Here is a 17,785-nt window from a genome sequence, read left to right on the forward strand (position 1 = left end):
CAGCAGCCCCGACAATTTGTACTGGGGCGCAGATCCTGGGGCTGCTGCGCAGCCCATCGCGACACAAGGCCGCTCCTACAGGGGGCTGCGCACGACTCAAGATAGAGGGTAAAGCGCCTCATCGAACTGGGCCAGGCGTGGGAACACCAATGGCTGGTCGTCCGAGAGCTGCTCCAGGCGCTGCCGGTATTGCTGCAAAAAGTCCTGGCGCGCCTCATCGCTGATATACGGCACATGCCAGGCCACGAATGGCGGCAGCACTTCAAGCCCCACATAAGCCAGCGTGCCCCGCAGTATCGGCCGCAGCATGTCTTCCAGCGGCCCATGAATCGCCCCTTCGCCAAACATGTGCTCGCGCCCGCCCAGGGTCACGGTCACCAGCGCCTTCTTGCCCGCCAACCCGCCCTGGTCGTAGAAACGCTTGCCGCCATAGCACACCCCCGACACCAGCACCCGGTCGATCCAGCCCTTGAGCATGGCCGGGGCCGAGAACCAGAAGATCGGGAAGTTCAGCACCAGCAAGTCGGCCCACAACAACTTGTCCAGCTCCTGCTGGATATCCTCGGCAAGGGCGCCGCGCTTGACCCCCTGGCGCTGCTCCAGGGCATACACCAGGTACTCGGGGTTCTCACGCTGGGTGAAGTCATCGGCACTGGCCACCGGGTTCCAGCCCATGGCGTACAGGTCGCTGACCTGCACCTGGTGGCCCTGGGCGCGGAAGGTTTCCACGGCCTGGTCGCGCAGGGCAGCGGTGAACGATTGCGGCTCGGGGTGAGCGTGGATGATCAGTACATTCACAAACATTCTCCTTACACAAAACAGGTTGTCTTGCAGCGGTGGCTCAGCACTGTACGGCTTTCACCTCGACGAACTCCGCCAGGCCCTCTTCGCCCCACTCGCGGCCGTTGCCCGACTGCTTGTAGCCACCAAACGGCGCCCGGTAGTTGAACCCGCCCCCGTTGATGAAGCACTGCCCGGCCCGAATCTGCCGCGCCAGCGCCAGGCCGTGCTCGCGGCTGCCCGCCCACACCGCGCTGGACAGGCCGAACGGCGAGTCATTGGCCAGCGCCAGCGCCTGGGCCTCGTCGGCGTAGGGGATCAGGCACAGCACCGGGCCGAAGATTTCTTCCTGGGCAATGCGCATGCGGTTGTCGACGTCGGCGAACAACGTGGGCGCCACGTAGAACCCGCGCTCGAAGCCGCCGCTATCACCACCGCACAACAAGCGCGCGCCCTCCTCCTGGCCCTGGCGAATGTAGTCGAGCACCGTGCGCCGCTGGCCTGCCGAACACATCGGCCCGAGAAAACTGGCCGGGTCACGCGGGTCGCCCATGACCAGTGCGCGGGTTTCGGCCTCGGCGATTTCCAGCGCCTCGGCGTAGCGGCTGGCCGGCAGCAGCATACGGGTCAGTGCCGTGCAGGTCTGCCCCGAGTTGATCATCACGTCCTGCACGCCATGGCGCACCGCAGCGTGCAGGTCGGCATCGGCGGTAATCAGAAACGGTGATTTGCCACCCAGCTCCAGGCACACCCGCTTCACCGTCGGCGCGGCCGCTTGTGCCACCCGGACACCGGCACCGGTTGAACCGGTGAACGACACCATGTCCACCTGCGGGTGCCGGGCCAGGGCCTCACCCACCTTTGCCCCCGGGCCGCTGACCAGGTTGAACACCCCGGCCGGCAGGCCGATGGCGTCGATCATTTCGGCCAGTAAAAACGCGTGCAACGGCGTTTCCTGGCTGGGCTTGACCACCACCGTGCAGCCGGCGGCCAAGGCCGGCGCCAGCTTGCCGATCATCTGGTGCAGCGGGTAATTCCATGGGTTGATGAAAGCGCACACGCCAACGGCCTCGCGGTACACCATCGAATTGCCGACTTCGCGCACCTCATCCATCAACCCGGTCAGTTCGGCGTACTGCGCAAGCCCCACAATCGGGCCTTCGACCTGCACCGCCTGGCACCACTGCACCGGCATGCCCAGTTCGTCGGTAATGGCCCCGGCCATTTCCGCCGCGTGGCTTTTCAGCTGCGCCACCAACGCCTGGATGTACCCTGCACGCACACTGGACGGCGTGCGCGACCAGCCAGCGAAAGCCCGCCGCGCCGCCATCACTGCCCGCTCGACATCCGCCTCGCCACCCAGTGGTACCCGGCCAATGGCCTGCTCGGTGGCCGGGTCGATCACCTCAGCCATACCCTGCCCACTCGGCACCTGCCAGGCGCCATCGATGTACAGCCGCGCATACTCACGCATTGCCGTACTCCCGTTTCAGCTCGTCGGCACAGCGGGCGATGCGCTGGCAGGCATCGACCAGCGCCGCATCGCCCAGCACCAGGCCCAGGCGGATATGCCCGGCAGCACTGGGGCCGAACGCTTCGCCGGCGAGTACCGACACGCCCTGGCGGTCCAGCAGGCGGTCGGCAAAGGCCTGGGCACTTACGCCGGTCTCACGGATATCAACCATCACGAACATGCCACCATCGGGCTTCAGTGCCTTCAGGCCCGGGCAGCCGGCCAGCTGTTCGCACACGAGGTCACGGCGCTGGCGGTAGGCCTCGCGCATGGCGGCCAGCTCGGGCAACGGCTGCTCCAGCGCCACCACAGCGGCGTCCTGAATGAAGTCGGGCGAGCCATACAGCATGCACAGCGCGAGGTTTTCCAAATGGGCGGCCAATTCGGTAGAACCGACCACCCAACCCACCCGCCAGCCCGTCATGGCATGCGACTTCGACAGGCTGTTGAGGGTGGCGGTGCGTTCGGCCATGCCCGGCAGGCTGGCAGGGCTGACATGCTCGCCCTCGTACAGCAATTCGCTGTACACCTCGTCAGAGATCAGCCACAGGTCGTGGGCAATGCACAGTTCGGCCAGTGCTTCCCAGGTAGCACGGGGCAGGCTTGCCCCCGACGGGTTGTGCGGGCTGTTCAAGGCCAGCGCGCGGGTGCGCGGGGTGATGCGCTCGGCCACGTCTTGCGGGCATACCCGAAAGCCGTTTTCCGGCTTGACCGGCACCGGCACCACCTTGGCACCACAGGCACCGAACACCGCCTCATAGGTCACATACATCGGTTCGGCGACAAGCACCTCGTCGCCTGGGTCCAGTACGCACTGGGCCACGCAGTACAGCGCGCACTGGGCCCCTGCCAGCACCGTCACCTGGTCGGCGTCGACGGCCTGGCCGCTACGCTGCTGGTGGCGCCTGGCAATGGCCTGGCGCAGGGCCAGCTTGCCGCGTACATCGGCGTAATGGGTGTGACCCGCCCGCAGGCTGTCGATGGCCGCCTCGACAATCGGCGCAGGTGTGTCGAAGTCTGGGTCACCCACCGACAACAGCAGGATGTCCTTGCCCTCGGCCTGCAGCGCCAGGGCGCGGTAGTGGATGTCCCAGGCCGCAGCCCCGTCGCCGGCGATGCGTTGGGTGAGCTTGGCGTAGCGCATGGTAATCTCCCTTCTTTGGCGGTTTCAGTCGACGAGGATCTTCGGGTTGGAACTGCCCCACACGGTGTACAGGTCGGCCAGCAGCGCGCCGTTGATTTCTTCCATCTCGGCCTGGGTGATTTCGCCCCCGGCCTGCTTGCCGAACAGCACCACTTCGTTGCCGCCCTTCACGTCCGGGAAGTCGGTGACATCGACCATCAGCGTGTTCATCGACACCTTGCCCACCACCGGTATGCGGTGGCCGTTGATCAGCACATGGCCCTTGTTGGTGAACACCCGGCGATAGCCATCGGAATAACCGACGGTGATGTTGGCCAGGCGCGAATCACGGGCCAGGGTGAAGGTGCGGTCGTAGCCGACGGTGTTGCCGGCCGGGTAACTGTGCACCGCCGCCACGTGCGACTTGAACTGCATGGCGCGTTGGTACTCGGTGCGCGCCGGCACGGTGTCACCGAACAGCGCGCCGCCGGTGCGTACCATGTCCAGGCGCGCCTCCGGCACCTCCAGGGTAGCGAACGAGTTGGCGGCGTGCAGGGTGAGCTTGCTGCGGTCGAGCTTCGCGTGCTTGATCAACCAATCGGTCTGCTCGTTGAAGGCCGCCAGGCCCTTGCGGACATCGTCCTTGTCTTCGACGGCGAAGTGGGTCATCAGCGCAACCAGCTTGAGGTGCTTCTGATCGGTGATCTGCAGCGCTTCGCCACGGCCGGACCAGGTCGCCATCTCCACACCGTTGCGGCTCATGCCACTGGAGTTGAGCGCCATATGTATGCGCAGGGTCTTGCCGTGGCGTGCGGCGATGGCATCGACCTGGCGGGCAAATTCGGCGCTGCCGACCAGCTCTTCCATGTCGTACTGCAAGGCATCTTCCAGCTCGCTGAGGCTGGCCAGGCGTACCCGCACCAGTTGCCCGGTGAAGCCACTGGCGCGGACCACGCGGGCCTCCTCGTTGCTGGCCACCGCCACGCAGGGCACGCCCTGGGCAATGATAGACGGCATCACCAGGCCGATACCGTGGCCATAGGCGTCAGCCTTGAGCACGGCGCACAGCCTGGACTTGCCAGCCAGCTCGGCCTGCAGGGTGCGGATGTTGTGTTGCAGGGCGCTGGCGCTGACTTCGACCCAGGCGTTGCTGTTCTGCACGGTCAGGGCGTTGGTGCCATTGTCCATCGACAGCGGAGGTGCGGCATACAGGGGGGCTTGACCGGTGATCAGCAGGGCCAGGGATGCGGCCAGCAGGGTGCGGCGAAATGGCATGTCGGTTTCTCTTGTTCTTGTCGTTGTGCGCGTCTTAACAGACGCAGGTGTGTTTGAGTTCGATGAAAGTAACGCCGGGGGTGGCGAAACCACTGGCCAGGTCGGCCTGCAGCGTGTCCAGATCACGTGGCTGGCGCACCGCGCAACCAAAGGCACGGGCCAGGCCGATGAAGTCCGGGTTACGCGGCAGCACGCCGACCGGCTCGATGTTCAGGCCGAGCATGTCATCGCGGATCTGCCCGAGGGCGTCGTTGTTCCACAGCAGCACCACCAAAGGCCGGTCCAGCTCCTCCACGGCAGTGGCGAGCTCCTGGGCGGTATAAAGAAAACCACCGTCGCCCACCAGCACCAGGCCCGGGCGGTGGCCGGTGGCAAGCATGCCGCCGATGCCGGCCGGCAGGCCGTAGCCAAGGGTGCCGTAGCCAGTGGGGTGCAGCCAGCTGCGCGGCGCCCGGCTGGCGAAAGCGTAGTTGCCGGTGTAGGCCAGTTGGGTCATGTCGCTGCTGATGAACGCCTCATCGGGCAGCACGGTGGCGATGCGGTCCAGAATGGCCTGATGCGTGGCCTGCAACGGTGCATGCCCGGTGCGGATGGCCTGGCGCAACTGGCTGACCGCTTCGCTGGCCTGAGCCGGGTCCCGGTCGAGTGCTGGCAGGTGTTCGAGCAAGCCGGCCAGGGTTTGCCGGGCATCACCTTGCAAGGCAATGGCACAGGGGTAGAAGTCGTTGAACTTGCGTGGGTCGATGTCCACCCGCAGCAGCTCGCCAGTGATTGGCAGGCGCTCGCGCCAGAAGTCGGTGTCGGCCATTTCGGTGCCCACTGCCAGCACCACATCGGCTTGGCTGATCAACTGCCAACCAGGCTCCACGCACAGGCTGGAACCCGCATTCAATGGCGCCTGCGGCGGCAGCAGGCCCTTGCCGGCCACGCTGGTGAATACTGGTGCGGCCAGCCGGGTGCTCAACTGCGCCAGCTGTTCAGCCGCGTGCAGCGCACCGCCACCGGCGATGATCATTGGCCGCTTGGCCGCTGCCAGCTTCAGGGCAGCCTGGTCGAGGGTTTCGCGGCACGGCTGGCCACGCTCGGGGCGGCGTGCCACCTCATCGCTCCAGTCACGGCTGACGGGTGCGGCCAGCACGTCCAGCGGCACCGAAATGTGCACCGGGCGCGGCCGCTCGCTGTCGAACACAGCCCAGGCACGGGCAATCAATTCGGGTAGGTCGTCGCCACTCAAAGCCACCGCAGAGAACGCGGTAATCGGCGCGGTCATGGCACGTTGGTCCTGGGTTTCGTGCAGGCAGCCCCAGCCCTTGCCCAGGCTGGCGGTATGGTTGACGCTGGAAATCACCAGCATCGGAATGGAATCGGCATAGGCCTGGCCGATGGCGGTGGCGGCGTTGGTCACCCCCGGGCCGGTGATGACAAAGCACACGCCCGGCTTGCCGCTCACCCGCGCATAGCCGTCTGCCATGAAACCGGCGCCCTGCTCGTGGCGGGTAAGCACATGGCGGATACCGCTGCCCAGCAGGCCGCGGTACAACTCCAGGGTGTGCACACCCGGGATACCGAAAACGGTCTGCACGCCATAGTTGGCCAAAAGGCGCACCAGCGCCTGGCCGGCAGTCAGGGTAAGGTCATTCATGTCGTTCTCCTTGCGCCTGGCCGAGGCGGATCAGCGCGTCGACCGCGAGGGTGCCGTGGGCACCGACCATCAGTGGGTTCACATCCAGTTCCAGCAGTTGCCCGGCGTTTTCGCAGGCATAGTCGGCTACCGCGCGGATGGCTGCGACCAAGGCGTCCAGGTCGGCGGCCGGCCGGCCACGGAAACCTTGCAGCAGGCTGGCGCTGCGCAGGCTCAGCAACGCGGCGCGGATGGCGCTGTCGGTAGTGGGCAGCAACAGGCTGACACTGTCCTTGAGCAGTTCGACCAGCACGCCACCGGCGCCGATTACCAACGCCAGGGCAAAGTCGTGTTCACGTTTGATGCCCACTATCAGCTCGGCCAGTGGCGGCGCGGCCATGGGTTCGAGCAGTATCTGGTCGAACGCTACCTGTGGGGCATAGGCAGCGATACGCTGGCGCATCTGTACCAGTGCAGCCTCCAGGGCAGCGGCATCGCGCAGGTTAAGTGCCACCGCACCGGCTTCGGTCTTGTGCGGCAGTTGTGCGCTGACCGCCTTCAGTACCAGCGGGTAACCTACGCGGGCGGCATCCACTACAGCGCGCTCGGGCGTACTGAGCACACCTGCCGGCACCGGCAAACCGAAGGCGCGCAGGGCTTGCTTGGCTTGCCATTCGTCCAGCAAACGGCCTTCGCCCGTGACGGCTTGTGGGCACAGCGGTACCCGCGCAGCCTCGCCTTGCTCCAGCAACCGTTGACGGTTGCGTTGGTAAGCGACGATGCGGCCCCAGGCCGCCAGGCCGTCTTCCACACCCTGCAGGGCGGCGATGCCTCGGGCATGCAGGCGCTCACGCGCACTGGCAGGCAGCAGCTCCGGAAAGGCGGAGGTGACAAAACCGATCTTGCCGTGACGCTCCAGCGCGTCGCAGTAAAGCGCCAGCAGCAAGTCGCACTCCTTGCGCTCGCCAGTGAAGGCCGCCGGGTAGTCCAGCACCAGCATGGCGGCATCGGCCGCGCCGCTCAGGGTGCTGTCGAGCATACGTTGCAGGGCAGCTTCATCGCCCCAGATGGCAGTGGTGAAATCCAGTGGGTTGACCAGGTTGGCATAGGCCGGCAGCACTTCGGCCAGTGCCGTCACTTGGCCTTGTTCAAGCTTTGGCAGGTGCAGATGGTTGCGTTCGGCATAATCGGCAATCAGGCCCGCATCGCCGCCTGAACAGGCCAGCGCGATCAGTTCGCCCTCTGCCGGCAAGCGCCCGCAAGCGGCGGCCTTGAGCGTTTCGACAAAGCTCACCGGGCCGCTGACGCGGATCACGCCCAGGCGCTGGAACAGGCTGTCGTACAGAGCATCGGAGCCGGACAACGAGCTGGTGTGGCTGAGCGCCAGTTCAGCGCCGATCTGCGACACACCCGTCTTCAGGGCAATGATCGGCGTGCCCTGCTGCAATGCCTTGTAAGCGGCGCGTGCAAAACCCGGTACGTTCTTCACGCCTTCCAGGTGCAGCCCGATGGCCGTTACCCGTGGGTCGTCGAGCATGACGTCCATCAACTCGGCCACCCCCAGTTGCGCCTGGTTGCCGACCGAGGCCATGTAGGCCACCGGCAGCGAGCGGTCGCTCATGGACAGGTTGTAGGCGAAGTTGCCGCTCTGGGTGAGGATCGCCACGCCCTTCTCCACCGGCTTGCCGCCGTGGGCCACCGGCCACAGGGCGGCACCGTGCAGGTAATCGAGCAGGCCATAGCAGTTGGGGCCGAGCAGGGCCATGTTGCCGGCCGCAGCGAGCAGGCGCTGCTGCAACTGGCGGCCCTCTTCGCCGCTTTCGGCAAAGCCGGAGGCATAGCAGATGGCACCACCGGCGCCACGCGCGGCCAGCTCGGCAACGCACTGCAAGGTCAGCTCACGGTTGGTGGCGATGAACACTGCGTCCGGGGCATAGGGCAAGTCGCCCACGTGTGCCACGCAGGGGATGCCTTCGAGGCTTTCATGCTGAGGGTTGATCAGCCACAGCTCGCCGCCAAAGCCACCTTCGGCGCAGCGCTTGAGCGCCCGCGCCATGCTGCGCCCGCCAACGAAGGCCAGGTGCCGGGGCGCCAGCAGGCGCTTGAGGTTGTCACGAATCGATTGCGACATGGGTGTTCTCCTGGCGCTCAGCGCAACAGCGGGCGCAGCAGTTCGCGGGCGATGATGTGCCGCTGGATTTCCGAGGTGCCCTCCCAGATACGCTCGATACGCGCGTTGCGCCAGATGCGCTCGACCGGCCCTTCGTCCATCAGGCCCATGCCGCCGAAGATCTGCACGGCTTCGTCGGCCACCTTGCCCAGTACTTCGCTGGCAAACAGCTTGGCCATGCCGGCTTCACCGTCGGTCATGCTGCCCTGGTCCATCTTCCAGGCAGTGTGCAGGGTGAGCATTTCGGCCGCGCGAATCTGCGTGGCCATGTCGGCCAGCTTGAACGACACGCCCTGGTAGCTACCGATGGCCTGGCCGAACTGCTTGCGGTCGGCGGCCCACTGCAGCGACAGGTCCAGGGCACGCTGGGCCTGGCCCACGCAGTTGGCGGCGACCATGACCCGGCCAGCGGTCAGCCAGGCGTTGGCCACTTCCCAGCCCTTGCCGACTTCGCCCAGTACCTTGCTGGCCGGCACCCGACAGTCGTCGAAGAACAGCTCGTAGGTGTGGTAGCCCCGGTTGCTCACGCACTTGGGCCCGCGGCGGATGGTCATGCCCGGTGTGCCGCGGTCGACCAGCAGCGCCGTGACCGCATTGCGCTTGCGCCCGTTGTGCTCGTAGGTGTCGGTGACCGCGAAGACAATGGCAAAATCGGCGTGGCCGGCGTGGCTGATGAAGTGTTTGCTGCCGTTGATGACAAAGTCATCGCCCTGGCGCACGGCGCGGGTCTTGATGGCATTGGCATCGGAGCCGGCGCCCGGCTCGGTGAGGGCGAAGCAATCGGTTTTTTCACCCTGCACGCAAGGCAGCAGGTAGTCGTTGATCTGCTCGTCCTTGCAGGCCATGAGGATTTTCGACGGGCGTGCGACAAACACGTGCAGCGCCCAGGACACCTTGGACAGCTCACGTTCGATCAGCGCCTGGGACAAGTAGTCCAGGCCACCGCCGCCGACTTCCTCGGGCATGTTGAAGACATAGAACCCGGCGGCGATGGCCTTGCCACGGATGTGTGCGGCCAGCTCTGGCGACACGGCATCGGCGCGGTCCACCGCTTCCTCATGGGGCGCCAACTCCTTGGCAACAAAGCTGCGTACCGCTTCCACCAACATTTCTTGTTCTTGGGTCAGTTGGAAATTCATCTGCAAAGGTCCTGATCAGGGTCGGTATCGGGTTACTGGCCGATAAAACGGGGGGCGCGGCGTTCTACCGAGGCTTGCAGCGCCTCGGCGCCATCCTGGCTGCGGCCACACAGCAGGCCCGCCTGGCGCTCGGCTTCCAGCTGCTCGGCCAGGGTGCGCCGGGCGCCATCGCGGATCAGCTGCTTGGTCTGCGCGTAGGCGAAGGTCGGGCCATTGGCCAGGCGCCCGGCCAGCTCGGCCGCCACGGCGGGCAGTTGCTCGTCGGCGCAGACTTCGCTGACCAGCCCGGCCGCCAGGGCGCGCTCGGCGCCCCACAGTTCATCGAGGAACAACAAGCGCTTGGCCTGCTCGCTGCCGATCAGCCGTGGCAGGTGCCAGCTGGCCCCGGCATCGGGGCTGTAGCCCATGCTGGTGTAGCCGGCCTTGAAGCGCGCAGAAGCGGCGGCGACACGCAGGTCGCAGCACAGGCTGAGGTCCATGCCACCGCCCACGGCAGTGCCGTTGATGGCGGCGATGGTGGGTTTGTCGAGGCTGTGCAGGCGCAACATCAGGGCGTGGGCGGTTTCGGTCCAGCCGTAGCTTTCCAGGGTGCCTGCGGCTTCGGCGGCAGCCCATTCGGCCAGGTCGGCACCGGCGCAGAAGGTGCGGCCGCTGCCAGTGAGCACCACCACGCGCACGGCCGGGTCGGCGTTATGGCTGTCGAGCAAGGCGTGCAGTTGCTTGAGGGTGGGGATGTCCAGCGCGTTGCGCTGCTCTGGGCGGTTGAGGGTGATCCAGGCAACGCCGGCTTCGACCTTGCTCAACAGTGACGACGACGGAATGGTCATGGGGGGCCTCGGTGTTGTTGTGATGGTTTTGGGAGGGCTTGATGAGGGAGATACTAAACGAGTGTTCAACAAGGCGGCAATTGGCGGAAAAATGGCCTGTAACATCACTCGAAAGCAACCTAACCTATTGTTTCAATAGTGATTTTTTTAAACTTGTGAGGGTTAAATCCGAGGTGGTTGTTACAACTTTGTACAACTGTGGGATTGCCGGGGGCGCTTTGCGCCCCTTTCGCGACACAAGGCCGCTCCCACAGGGTCTTTCACAGCGTTCAAGCCTGCGTAGTACCTGTGGGAGCGGCCTTGTGTCGCGATGGGCCGCAAAGCGGCCCCGGCAATCGTGAATCAAACGCCAGGCGCGCTGGGCTCGAAGGCGCCCTGCCGGCGGCGGTTGACGATGAAGTACGCCGCGTAGCACAGGGCAATGAAGCCAAAGCCCCAGTACAGCGACGGTCGCTGGGTTTCATCCAGCGCCAGGAACACGAACAGCGAGCTGCACAGGGTGATGCACAGCAGCGGCACCAGCGGGTACAGCGGCGCCTTGTACTTCAGGTCCTGCAGTTGCCCACCTTCACGCAGGTAGGCCTTGCGGAAGCGGTACTGCGCGAGGGCGATCACGATCCAGGTCACGGTGCCAGACATGCCGCTCACCGCCATCAGCACCATGAACAGGGTGTCGGCGGCAATGAAGCTGGTCATCAGCGACACCAGGGCAAAGCACAGGGTGATGCTCAGCGCCCGCAGCGGTACGCCGCGCTTGCTCAGCGGTGCCAGGCTTTTCGGCGCCATGCCGCTCTTGGACATCGCCCAGAGAATGCGCGTAGAGGCATACAGCCCAGAGTTGCCCACCGACAGGATGGCGGTAAGGATGACGAAGTTCATCACGTCGGCAGCAAAGGGGATGCCGACCATGTCGAATACCTGCACGAACGGGCTTTCCATCAGGCCGGCCTGCTCGAACGGCACAATGGCCGACAGCACGGCAATCGCCAGCACGTAGAAAATCAGCACGCGGAACACCACGTTGCGCACCGCCCGCGGGATGCTTTTTTCCGGGTGCTCGGTCTCGCCGGCCGCCACGCCCATGATTTCGCAGCCCTGGAAGGCATAGACCACGGTCATCATCACCGCGAACACCGCCGACAGGCCGTGGGGGAACAGCGACTCGCCCACCAGGTTGTCCAGCATTGGCGCCGGTGCCCCGCTGCTCAGCGGGATGGCGCCGAATATCACCAGCAGGCCGACGATGATGAAGCCAAGGATGGTCGCCACCTTGATGCCCGAGAACCAGTACTCGGCCTCGCCAAACGCGCGAGTGGCCAAGGCGTTGAGGCCGAACAGCACCACCACGAACAATGCCGACCAGTACCAGATCGGCACCTCGGGGAACCAACGGGTCATCAGCATGCCGGCGGCGGTGAACTCCAGGCCCACAGTGGTGGCCCAGCTCATCCAGTACACCCAGCCAATCATGAAGCCGGTGGCCGGGCCGATGAACTTGGTGGCGTGGGCCTGAAAAGAACCGGACACCGGCATCTGCACCGACAGTTCGCCCAGACACACCATCACCAGATACATCAGCAAGCCCGCCACCAGATACGCCAGGATCGCGCCCACCGGCCCGCCCTGGTTGATGGTCACGCCCGAGCCCATGAACAGGCCGGTACCGATTACCCCGCCCAGCGACAGCATGAAAATGTGCCGGCTTTTCAGGGCGCGGGTGAGCTGGATTTTTTCGTGGTTGTCAGTCATGGCGCACCTCGCCATTGCGGCAGGTACGGGGGGCGGTACAAAGGAGGGGCTGAGCGCTACGGCATGTCATTATTCTTGTCTCCAATAAGCCTCATGGACCGCGTGCAACACGGTTGCCATGGATTATTGGAAACGGATGTAAGGTGCCGTTGTACGAACGGATCGAAGATGTAAAAAGTCGTAAGTTTTTTGTACGTCAGCTCTGGATCAACCGTTCCAGCGTGTCGCGGGCCTGGCCGAGCTGGTTTGCCAATGGCTCGGCGAGGGCGTTCAGCGCCTGCCCGTCATGCTGGCGGGCTGCATCCTCCAGGCGTCGCAACAGCGCAGCCAGGCCAGAAAAACCCAGGGAGTCGCAACTGCCGGCGAGGCGATGGGCCAGGTGCAGCACTTCGGTAAAGTCCTGGGCCGTCAGCGCCTCGGCCAACGCCGTGGCGTGCTGCTCCAGGGACTGGCGCAACACGTTCAACAGGCCCTGCAGCTTCTGTGCGCCCAGCAGCGAGCGGTGAGTGGCCAGCAGCGACCAGTCCATGTTCGCGTCATTACCGGCCTCTTCGGTCGGCGTTGCGTCGGCCAGCGCCTGGCGCAGGTTGGCCAGCCGCAGTGGCTTGGCCAATACACCTTGCATGCCGGCCTCCAGGTAAACTGGCACTTGCCCCGGTTGAACGCCCGCCGTCAGTGCCACGATCCGGCTGTGTTGGTTAGGCCCAGGGGTGGCGCGAAGCTGCCGGCACAGCTCCACCCCGCTCATGCCGGGCAGGTGAACGTCGAGCAGGATCAGGTCGAAGCGCTGCTGTGTGCACACCTGCAGGGCCTGCCCGGCATCTTCGGCAAAGCTCACCCGGTGGCCATCACGCACCAGCAAGCCGCCGGCCACGTCCCGGTTCAGCGCGACGTCCTCGACCACCAGGATATCCAGGCTGGCGCTGGCCCCCTGGGCGGCGTCAAGGGGCGAAACCGGCTGCCCAAGGGCGATGTCGAGTTCGAACCAGAAGCAACTGCCCTGCCCTTGCACACTGTCCAGGCCAATACAGCCTCCCAGCTTTTCCACCAGGTGTTTGCAGATCGCCAGGCCCAGACCCGTGCCGCCGTAGCGCCGGGCCACGGCCTCGCTGGCCTGGACAAAGCGGTCGAAGATTTTCGCCTGTACGGCCGGCTCGATGCCGATGCCGTTGTCACTGACCGACAGCCGCAGGCGCTGCGCGGTCGCATCACTGGCCAGCACCTGCACCTTGAGCCGCACCTGGCCGTGCTCGGTGAATTTGATGGCATTGGCCAACAGGTTGCTGAGCACCTGACGCAGGTACTGTTCGGCGCCGTGCTGGTAGACGGCCAATTGCTCATCAACCTCCAGGTGCAGCGTGTCGCCGTTGTCCACGGCCATGGGTTCGAGCAGCGCCAGCACCTCCTGGCACAATTGGCGCAGCGAAAAGCCGACCCGTTCGGCGCGGCTCTCACCTTCTTCTAGCCGGGCGAAATACAGCACTTCGTTGAGAATCGCCAACAGCCCCTCGCCGGCCTTGTACAGAGCCTCCACCCGCTGGCGATCGGCTGCTTCCAGCCGGCCACCGCGTAGCAGCTCGGCCATGCCCAGAATGCCGTTGAGCGGGGTGCGCAGCTCGTGGCTCATGGTCGCCAGGAAGCGCGACTTGGCCAGGTTGGCGGCCTCAGCGTCATCCTTGGCCCGGGCCAGGCTGGCTGTACGTCGTTCGACCATGGCCTGCAGTTCGTCGCGCTTGTCTTGCAACGCCAGGCGGTCGCGCTCGCGGCGCTCGATGTCGCTGAGGATGGCGCGGCGCATGTCGTCCAGGGCATGGGCCACGGTGTCAATTTCATCCGGCCGCGCCGAGCGGCGGCGCCCCAGCCGCAGCGGCTCCTGCCACTGCCCGGCGCCAATACGCCGGGCGAACTCGGCCATCACTTGCAGGTGGCGGGTAACCAGGCGATAGAACAGGCCCGACAGCGCTACCGCCAGGCCACACAGGAACACGCCCATCCACAGCAGGCTGGCAAGGCCCGTGGCGTACAGCCGACGGTGCACCGCACCCAGGTCGATACTGACCTCCAGCTCGCCCAGGTGCCTGGCCGGCCCCGTGGGGGGCTGATAGTCCAGGGGGAAGCGCTCGATGCGCAGCGGCCCTCTGGGTTCAGCCTCCCCACGTAGCAGCTGAAAATCGTCGCTGACCAGGCGCACCCGGGCCACATCGGAAAAATCCACCAGGCCGCGCAGTTGTGTGTCCAGCTGCGCCTCGTCCAGGTCCCACAGGCTGCGTTCCAGGCTGGCCAGGTAGCCGGCGCGGATCAACGCCATGCGGGCCTCGATGTCGCGCATTTCGCGGCGGTATTCGAAGTACAGCTGCACGCCACTGGCCAGCACGGTGAAGCACAGGCTGAACAGCAGGATGAACCGCAACAGACGGCGCAGCAGGCCATCGGTGTGCAGGCGTATCATCGGGCATCTGCCGGCAGGTTGATCATGTCGCGGTAGGTGACTTCGCTCTGCTCCAGCCAGCGCGCGATTTCGCCAGCCTGGTTCATGCGCCGCAGCTGCGCGTCGATTTCGTCCATGTGCTGGCTGAGGGGTGATTGCCTGGACACGGCAACGCGCAGGTAGTCCACGCTCAGTGCCCGGGGCAATACGCGGATGTCCTGCGCCCCGGGCAGGTGCTCGATAAACAGCTGGCCAGTGCGCCGCTCCTGGATGACGTAGTCGATGCGCCCGCGCATCAGCTTGCCAAAGTTCTGCTGGCTGGAAGACACCCGTTCGATGTTCTGGTGCCGGGCGACGAAGCGGTCGAATTCGGCGCCGTAGCTTTCGCCGTACAACAGGCCGCCGCGGTAGCCGGCCAGGTCTTCCAGGCGCTGGAAACTGACCGGCCGCAGGCGGTTGTAGAACACCGCGACTTCTTCGCGTACCACCGGCTCCGTGGAAAAGCGCATGCGCTGGTCCCGCTGATCGCTGTTGTAGGCCAGTACCACGTCCACACGCCCGGCGGCGGCGTCCATCAGGCAACGCTTCCAGTTGCCCAGCACCACGGTCTGCACTGGGTAGCCCATGCGGGCGAACAGTTCGCGCACCACGGTTGGCGCCAAGCCACGCACCTGGTGGCCGTCGCTCCAGGACATCGGCGGGTACACCGGGTAATCGCAGTAGCGCACCGTCTGTGCTGCGCCGGCCGGCACGGCGAGCAACGCCAGCACCATCCCCCAGGCACGGCGGGCGCGGTGGATCATGCGGCCACGCTGGCAGCGAACAGGTAGCCGGTACCGTGAATGGTGATGATCAGTTGCGGCTCGGCCGGGTCATCGTGCAGCTTGCGCCGCAGGCGGCCGACCAGCACATCGATGGAGCGGTCGTTGGGCACCCACTCGCGGTTGCGAATCTGGTCCATCAACTGGTCGCGGCTCAGGGTATGGCCGCTGTTGCGCAGGAACACGCTGAGCAACTGGAACTCACCGTGGGTGAGCAGGGTTTGCCCCCCGCGTGGATCGATCAGGCGACGGCGGTCGGTGTCCAGCGCCCAGTCGGCAAACTGCTTCAGCGACTGCGCGCAGGCCGGTGCCGGTTGCACTTCGCGGGCATGGCGCACGCGGCGGATCAGGTTTTTGGCGCGCGATACCAGCTCACGGGGGTTGAGCGGTTTGATCACGTAGTCATCAGCACCACATTCCAGCCCGACAATGCGGTCGATGTCGTCGTTACGGCCGGTAATGAGGATGATGCCCACCTCCGAGCGCACGCGCAGTTCGCGGGTCAGGGTGAGGCCGTCCTTGCCAGGCAGGCGGATATCCAGCAACACCAGGTCGACGTCCTGGCTGCCGAGCAAGGCTTCGGCCTTTTCCGCCGTATCGGCGCAGTGCACGTCATAGCCTTCCTGGGACAGATAGGCCTGCAGCAAGTCACGAATAAGCGGATCGTCATCGACGATCAATACCCGAGGCGTCATTGCGTGTTGTCTCTTTTTTATTGGTGTTGTTCTACACACTCGCGCCAGCAGCGTACTCGTTACTGAACAGACGATCAACAGCCCTCGGGCAGGCTGAAGCGCCGCCGGCCGCCGGCCTGCAGGCCATCGACCCAGGCTTCGCAGATAATCACGCCTTGCTCGGGGGTGAAGGTGCCGGGGTTAAGCCCTGACTCCAGCCACAGGCCATCGAGCAGGGCACTGAGGCTGATGGCCGCGAGATCGGCATCGAAGCCCTGCCAGCCCTCCTGCGTGGCCAGCTCGGCCAGCAACCGGCTCAGTTCCTTGCGGTACTCGCCATAGGAATGGTCATGCACCTGGTTGATCGCGTCGGCTGTCTTCACCGCGCCCCAGAAGGCCAGCCAGGCGTCGAGCAGTTGCGGGTCGAGCAACTCTGCACAGAACGAGGCGCGGAAAAACGCCGACAACCGCTCGCGGGCATTGGGCGCAGCCTGCGCCATGGCGTCACGCAGCAGCCCCATCACCCGGCCGGTGACGGCCAGGTAGGCTTCGGCCACCAGTTCATCCTTGCCGGCGTAGTGGTGGCTGATCAGCCCCACCGAGACACCGGCCTCGGCCGAGATCTTGCGGATCGAAGCCCCCTGGAAACCATGGCGCTTGAGGCACACCAAGGTCGCTTCGACCAGGTTGGCCTTGCGTAATTCCGGCAGCATACGGTGGTAGCGGGCTTCCTGGCTCATCGGCAGTTCTCGGTTCCAGTGCGGGGCTGAACGACTGTACAACAAGCCGGACTGCGTGATAAACCCTTGGCACTCCCGCCCACAACAACAAAAACGGCTGCCATGAACGACCTGATCACACGCGAGCTGGACCAAGGCCTGCTGACCCTGGCCTTCAACCGCCCCGACAAGCTAAATGCCCTGAACACCGCCATGTACCAGCAACTGGGCGACTTGTTGCTGGCGGCGGGTGAAGACCCTGCTGTGGATGTCATCATCCTCACCGGAGGGCCGCACTGTTTCACGGCTGGCAACGACCTGCGCGACTTTCTCGACAACCCGCCCACTGACCTGGACAGCCCGGTGTTCCGCCTGATGCGGGTGGTCATGGGCCTGGACAAGCCGCTGATCGCGGCAGTCAGTGGCGCAGCAATCGGCATCGGCGCCACCTTGCTGTTGCATTGCGACCAGGTGCTGGTCAGCCGCTCGACCAAGTTGCGCATGCCTTTCGCACCGTTGGGGGTGTGCCCAGAGTTTGGCTCCAGCCTGCTACTGCCCCGCTTGCTTGGCCAGGCCCGCGCCGCCGGCCTGCTGCTGGGTAACGCGTTGCTGGATGGCGAACAGGCAGTGGCCTGGGGGCTGGCCAATGAGCTGCATGAAGATGGCGAACAGTGCCTGGCCGCAGCGCGCAAGCTGGCGCGGCAGCTGCAAAGTTACCCGCAGGCGGCATTGCGCATCAGCAAGCGGCTGATCAAGGACAGCCAGCGGGCGGAGCTGGAGGCCACGGTGGCGCGTGAAAGCCAGTTGTTCATCGAGTGCTTGCGCACCGACGAAGCACGCGCCGTGTTACGGCGGCTGATCAAAGACTGAAACGATGACGCGTCCCTTGTGGGAGCGGCCTTGCGTCGCGAAAGGGGTGCGCAGCGCCCCCGGGATTTGCGCCTCG

Annotated in this window: 14 protein-coding genes; 1 reads left to right on the forward strand and 13 read right to left on the reverse strand. The window is 65.3% G+C overall.

Going from position 1 to position 17,785, the window contains the following annotated elements:
• Window positions 1-96: 96 nt before the first annotated feature.
• The 13 genes from ACK1VC_RS16110 to ACK1VC_RS16170 all read right to left on the reverse strand — a co-directional run bounded on the left by ACK1VC_RS16110 (window position 97) and on the right by ACK1VC_RS16170 (window position 16,860).
• Window positions 97-798, reverse strand: a complete 702-nt coding sequence (locus ACK1VC_RS16110; RefSeq protein ID WP_033731667.1) for an NAD(P)H-dependent oxidoreductase — start codon at window positions 796-798, stop codon at window positions 97-99.
• A gap of 43 nt (window positions 799-841) precedes the next feature.
• Window positions 842-2,254 carry an aldehyde dehydrogenase family protein gene (locus ACK1VC_RS16115; protein ID WP_096426202.1) on the reverse strand — a complete coding sequence of 471 codons (1,413 nt, stop codon included), beginning with the start codon at window positions 2,252-2,254 and terminating at the stop codon, window positions 842-844.
• Window positions 2,247-3,437 (reverse strand): pyridoxal phosphate-dependent aminotransferase, encoded by a 1,191-nt coding sequence (locus ACK1VC_RS16120; RefSeq protein WP_096426203.1) that lies wholly within the window; start codon window positions 3,435-3,437, stop codon window positions 2,247-2,249. The genes ACK1VC_RS16115 and ACK1VC_RS16120 overlap by 8 nt, the downstream gene beginning before the upstream one ends.
• Before the next feature lie 24 nt (window positions 3,438-3,461).
• Window positions 3,462-4,691 carry an alanine racemase gene (gene alr / locus ACK1VC_RS16125; RefSeq protein WP_016487566.1) on the reverse strand — a complete coding sequence of 410 codons (1,230 nt, stop codon included), beginning with the start codon at window positions 4,689-4,691 and terminating at the stop codon, window positions 3,462-3,464.
• A gap of 34 nt (window positions 4,692-4,725) precedes the next feature.
• Entirely contained in the window at window positions 4,726-6,333 is a 1,608-nt protein-coding gene (locus ACK1VC_RS16130; protein ID WP_191086699.1) for a 5-guanidino-2-oxopentanoate decarboxylase, read from the reverse strand.
• Window positions 6,326-8,443 carry an acetate--CoA ligase family protein gene (locus ACK1VC_RS16135; protein ID WP_096426204.1) on the reverse strand — a complete coding sequence of 706 codons (2,118 nt, stop codon included), beginning with the start codon at window positions 8,441-8,443 and terminating at the stop codon, window positions 6,326-6,328. The genes ACK1VC_RS16130 and ACK1VC_RS16135 overlap by 8 nt, the downstream gene beginning before the upstream one ends.
• Before the next feature lie 17 nt (window positions 8,444-8,460).
• Window positions 8,461-9,621: an acyl-CoA dehydrogenase family protein gene (locus ACK1VC_RS16140; RefSeq protein WP_449117987.1), complete on the reverse strand. Its 1,161-nt coding sequence runs from the start codon at window positions 9,619-9,621 to the stop codon at window positions 8,461-8,463.
• Between the two features lie 32 nt (window positions 9,622-9,653).
• Window positions 9,654-10,448, reverse strand: a complete 795-nt coding sequence (locus ACK1VC_RS16145; RefSeq protein ID WP_070086532.1) for an enoyl-CoA hydratase/isomerase family protein — start codon at window positions 10,446-10,448, stop codon at window positions 9,654-9,656.
• Between the two features lie 342 nt (window positions 10,449-10,790).
• Window positions 10,791-12,197, reverse strand: a complete 1,407-nt coding sequence (locus ACK1VC_RS16150; RefSeq protein WP_096426206.1) for an amino acid permease — start codon at window positions 12,195-12,197, stop codon at window positions 10,791-10,793.
• 196 nt (window positions 12,198-12,393) lie between these two features.
• Entirely contained in the window at window positions 12,394-14,646 is a 2,253-nt protein-coding gene (locus ACK1VC_RS16155; protein ID WP_191086700.1) for an ATP-binding protein, read from the reverse strand.
• A complete protein-coding gene (locus ACK1VC_RS16160; protein ID WP_016487573.1) occupies window positions 14,643-15,428 on the reverse strand; it encodes a substrate-binding periplasmic protein in 786 nt (261 codons plus the stop codon). The genes ACK1VC_RS16155 and ACK1VC_RS16160 overlap by 4 nt, the downstream gene beginning before the upstream one ends.
• Window positions 15,425-16,141, reverse strand: a complete 717-nt coding sequence (locus tag ACK1VC_RS16165) for a response regulator (protein ID WP_449117988.1) — start codon at window positions 16,139-16,141, stop codon at window positions 15,425-15,427. Before ACK1VC_RS16165 ends, ACK1VC_RS16160 begins: the two co-directional genes overlap by 4 nt.
• Before the next feature lie 74 nt (window positions 16,142-16,215).
• Window positions 16,216-16,860, reverse strand: a complete 645-nt coding sequence (locus ACK1VC_RS16170) for a TetR family transcriptional regulator C-terminal domain-containing protein (protein ID WP_016487575.1) — start codon at window positions 16,858-16,860, stop codon at window positions 16,216-16,218.
• A gap of 102 nt (window positions 16,861-16,962) precedes the next feature.
• On the opposite strand from ACK1VC_RS16170, the gene ACK1VC_RS16175 reads away from it, so the two are divergent.
• Entirely contained in the window at window positions 16,963-17,709 is a 747-nt protein-coding gene (locus ACK1VC_RS16175) for an enoyl-CoA hydratase-related protein (RefSeq protein WP_060517348.1), read from the forward strand.
• Window positions 17,710-17,785: the final 76 nt, after the last annotated feature.

Source organism: Pseudomonas sp. XP2 (genome assembly GCF_053557975.1).